This window comes from Streptomyces sp. NPDC032822, from assembly GCF_055578825.1.
The window spans coordinates 1-3,889 of the sequence record NZ_JBVIOL010000052.1; the positions used below are offsets into that span (position 1 = coordinate 1).

The 3,889-nt window shown below is 71.9% G+C and carries 3 protein-coding genes; all 3 read left to right on the forward strand.

The window, feature by feature from the left end; all coding sequences use genetic code 11:
• Window positions 1-516: alpha-glucosidase C-terminal domain-containing protein (locus ACZ5VD_RS43850; protein WP_468555344.1), on the forward strand; the 516-nt coding region annotated here is incomplete at its 5' end.
• Between the two features lie 139 nt (window positions 517-655).
• Window positions 656-2,053, forward strand: a complete 1,398-nt coding sequence (locus ACZ5VD_RS43855; RefSeq protein ID WP_468555345.1) for a maltokinase N-terminal cap-like domain-containing protein — start codon at window positions 656-658, stop codon at window positions 2,051-2,053.
• On the forward strand, window positions 2,050-3,889 hold a 1,840-nt coding region (gene glgB, locus ACZ5VD_RS43860; RefSeq protein WP_468686081.1), incomplete at its 3' end, for a 1,4-alpha-glucan branching enzyme. The genes ACZ5VD_RS43855 and glgB, both read left to right, overlap by 4 nt.

The window sequence follows — 3,889 nt, forward strand, 5'->3', positions numbered from 1 at the left end:
GACGAGATCGGCATGGGCGACAACATCTGGCTCGGCGACCGCGACGCCGTCCGCACACCCATGCAGTGGACCCCCGACCGCAACGCCGGCTTCTCGTCCTGCGATCCGGGACGGCTCTATCTGCCCACGATCATGGACCCGGTCCACGGCTACCAGGTGACGAACGTCGAGGCGTCGATGGCCTCCCCGTCGTCCCTGCTGCACTGGACCCGCCGCATGATCGAGATCCGCAAGCAGAACCCCGCGTTCGGGCTGGGGTCCTACACGGAACTCCCCTCCTCCAACCCGGCGGTGATCGCGTTCCTGCGGGAGTACGAGGACGACCTCGTGCTGTGCGTGCACAACTTCTCGCGGTTCGCGCAGCCGACGGAGCTGGACCTCAGCGCGTTCAACGGACGGCACCCGGTCGAGCTGTTCGGCGGGGTCCGTTTTCCGGCCATCGGTGATCTGCCGTACTTGCTGACCCTCGGCGGGCACGGCTTCTACTGGTTCCGGCTCCGCAAGGAAGCCGGGTAGGACAGCGGGCCGCGGCGCGCGAAGAGCCCGGCCGAACCCCGGGCGGGGCGGTTTCCCCCGCCCTGCCCGGGGCACGCATCAGTAACACCCCGCACGGAGCGCCCCGGAGGCGAACCAAGAAGAGGGGAAAGGACGCGCCATGTCGGAAGCCGTCACCCGTACCGCCACGACAAGTCCCGGCCTCCTCGCGTCCCTGGACCCCCTGCTGCGGGAATGGCTGCCGCGGCAGCGCTGGTTCGCGGGCAAGGGACGCCCGGTCACCGGGTTCTCGCTGGTGGCGGCCACCGAGCTGCTGCCGTCGACGGCGAAGGCCGGCCTGTACCACCTGCTGGTGCGCGCCCACCAGCCCCTGGCACTCGGCGCCGCCCCGCACCCCGGGGACTGCTACCAACTCCTCATAGGAACGCGCGAGGCGCTGCCCCCCAGGCTGGCGCCCGCGCTGATCGGCCACATCGAAGAGGGCCCGCTCGCCGGACACACCGCGTACGAGGCCCTGTACGACCCCCGGCCCGCCGAACTGCTCCTGGAGGCCCTGCGCACCCGGGCCCGCATCGGCGGGCTGCGCTTCGACCGGGACCCCGGGCAGGAGATCCGGGACGGACTGGTGCCGCGGGTGATGACCGCCGAGCAGTCCAACTCGTCGATCGTCTATGGAGATACGTTCATCCTCAAGCTGTTGCGCCGGGTCGTGCCCGGCACCCACCCCGACCTGGAACTGCCGCTGGCCCTGGCCCAGGAGGGCTGCCCCCGGGTGCCCGCGCCGACCGGGTGGCTGCGGGCCGAGCTGGACGGGGAGCAGCCGTACGTCCTGGGCGTCCTCCAGCCGTTCGTGCAGGGCGCGGCCGACGGCTGGGAACTCGCGCTGCGGGAGCTGGCCAAGAACGAGGACTTCGGTGCGCAGGCCCGCTCGCTGGGGCGGGCCACCGCCGAGGTGCACACCGCGCTCGCCCGGGCGCTGCCGACCGTGACCCTCGGCCCCCACCAGCTCCAGCCGCTGGTCGACGGCATGATCGAGCGTCTGGAGGCGGCCGTGCAGGCGGTGCCCGCGCTCCGGCCGCACGCGCCCGGTCTGCGCGCCGCGTTCACCGCGCTGGCCGACCTGGCGGCGGAGGGCCGTACCTGGACCGCGCAGCGCGTCCACGGCGATCTGCACCTCGGCCAGTGTCTGCGCTCGCCCACCGGGCAGTGGTCGCTGATCGACTTCGAGGGCGAGCCGTCGAAGCCGCTCGCGGAGCGCCGGATGCCGCAGCCGCCGGCCCGGGACGTCGCGGGCATGCTCCGCTCCTTCGACTACGCGGCCCACTCCGCCGACCCGCCGGTGCCGGGCTGGGCCGAGACCTGCCGGGCCGCGTACTGCTCGGGGTACGCGGAGGTCAGCGGCGTCGATCCGCGCACCGACCCGGTGCTGCTGCGGGCCTACGAGACGGACAAGGCGATCTACGAGGTCGTCTACGAGGCCCGCCACCGCCCCGACTGGCTTCCCGTGCCGATGGCCGCGATCGAGAACTACGTGACGCCGAGGAGGCTCCACCCGTGACGCCCCGCACTCCGTCCAGCGGTCCGGACCCGAAGAAGAAGCCGGCCAAGGACAAGGCCAAGGACTCCTCGGCCAAAGACTCGTCGGTGAGAGACACCCCGGCCAAGGACAAGCCGGCCAAGGACAGGTCCGCGAAGAAGGCCGGCCCGAAGGACGTCGCTCCGCCGGGCCTCGTTCCGCCGCCGGAGACACCCGCGGTCTCGTCGGTGTCGCCCGCGTCCCCCGCGTCCCCGGCCCTCCCGGTCCCTCCGGCCTCGCCCGCCATGGACGCCGGTGACCGCGGGCGCCTGCTCTCCGGCACCCATCACGATCCGCACGGCGTGCTCGGCGCCCATCCGGTGCCCGGCGGGATCGCCGTGCGCGCCTTCCGGCCGTACGCGCGGTCCGTCACGGTCGTCGCCGGGGAGCTGCGGGCCGCACTGCACGACGACGGGGACGGGTTCTTCTCCACCCTGCTGCCGCTGCCGGAGGTCCCGGCCTACCGGCTCCTCGTGGCCTACGACGGGACGGTCCAGGACGTCGAGGACGCCTACCGTTTCCTGCCCGCGCTGGGCGACCTCGACCTGCACCTGATCGGCGAGGGCCGGCACGAGCAGCTGTGGACGGCGCTGGGCGCCGAGCCGATGACCCACGAGGGCGTGACCGGGACCCGGTTCACGGTGTGGGCGCCGAACGCGCGGGGCGTGCGGGTGGCCGGCACGTTCAACTTCTGGGACGGGACCGCGTATCCGCTGCGGTCGCTCGGCGGCACCGGCGTGTGGGAACTGTTCGTGCCCGGCATCGGGGAGGGCGAGCTGTACAAGTTCGACATCACCCGCGCCGACGGCTCCCGGACGCTGCGCGCCGACCCGATGGCGCGCCGCACGGAGGTCCCGCCGAGCACGTCGTCGATCGTGACCTCCTCCCGCTACGAGTGGAGCGACGCGGCCTGGCTGACGCGGCGCGCGGAAACGCCCGTCCACGAGGCCCCGTTCTCGGTGTACGAGATCCATCTCCCGTCCTGGCGACCGGGGCTGACGTACCGTCAACTCGCGGAGCAACTGCCGGACTACGTACGGGATCTGGGCTTCACCCATGTCGAGCTGATGCCGGTCGCCGAGCATCCCTACGGCGGCTCCTGGGGCTACCAGGTCACCGGTTTCTACGCGCCCACCGCCCGTCTCGGCACCCCCGACGACTTCAGGTACCTGGTCGACGCCCTGCACCGAGCCGGGATCGGCGTCCTCATGGACTGGGTGCCGGCCCACTTCCCGCGCGACGACTGGGCGTTGGCCGAGTTCGACGGCCGCCCCCTGTACGAGCACGAGGACCCGCTCCGGTCCGCCCATCCCGACTGGGGCACCCTGGAGTTCGACTACGGCCGCCGCGAGGTGCGCAACTTCCTGGTCGCCAACGCGGTGTACTGGTGCGAGGAGTTCCACATCGACGGGCTGCGCGTGGACGCCGTCGCCTCGATGCTCTACCTCGACTACTCACGCGAGCCGGGACAGTGGACGCCCAACGAGCACGGCGGCCGGGAGAACCTGGACGCGGTGGCGTTCCTCCAGGAGATGAACGCCACCGTGTACCGGCGGGTGCCGGGCGTGGTGACGATCGCCGAGGAGTCGACGGCCTGGGACGGCGTGACCCGCCCCACCGACACCGGCGGCCTCGGCTTCGGCCTGAAGTGGAACATGGGCTGGATGCACGACTCACTGGACTACATCAGTCACGAGGCGGTCCACCGCAAGTACCACCACCACGAGATGACCTTCTCGATGGTCTACGCGTACAGCGAGAACTACGTCCTGCCGATCTCCCACGACGAGGTCGTCCACGGCAAACGGTCCCTGGTGT

What these genes read in the sequence shown, in the direction of transcription:
- ACZ5VD_RS43855 (WP_468555345.1), top strand. Translation starts at nt 656, where the DNA reads ATGTCGGAAGCCGTCACCCGTACCGCCACGACAAGTCCCGGCCTCCTC.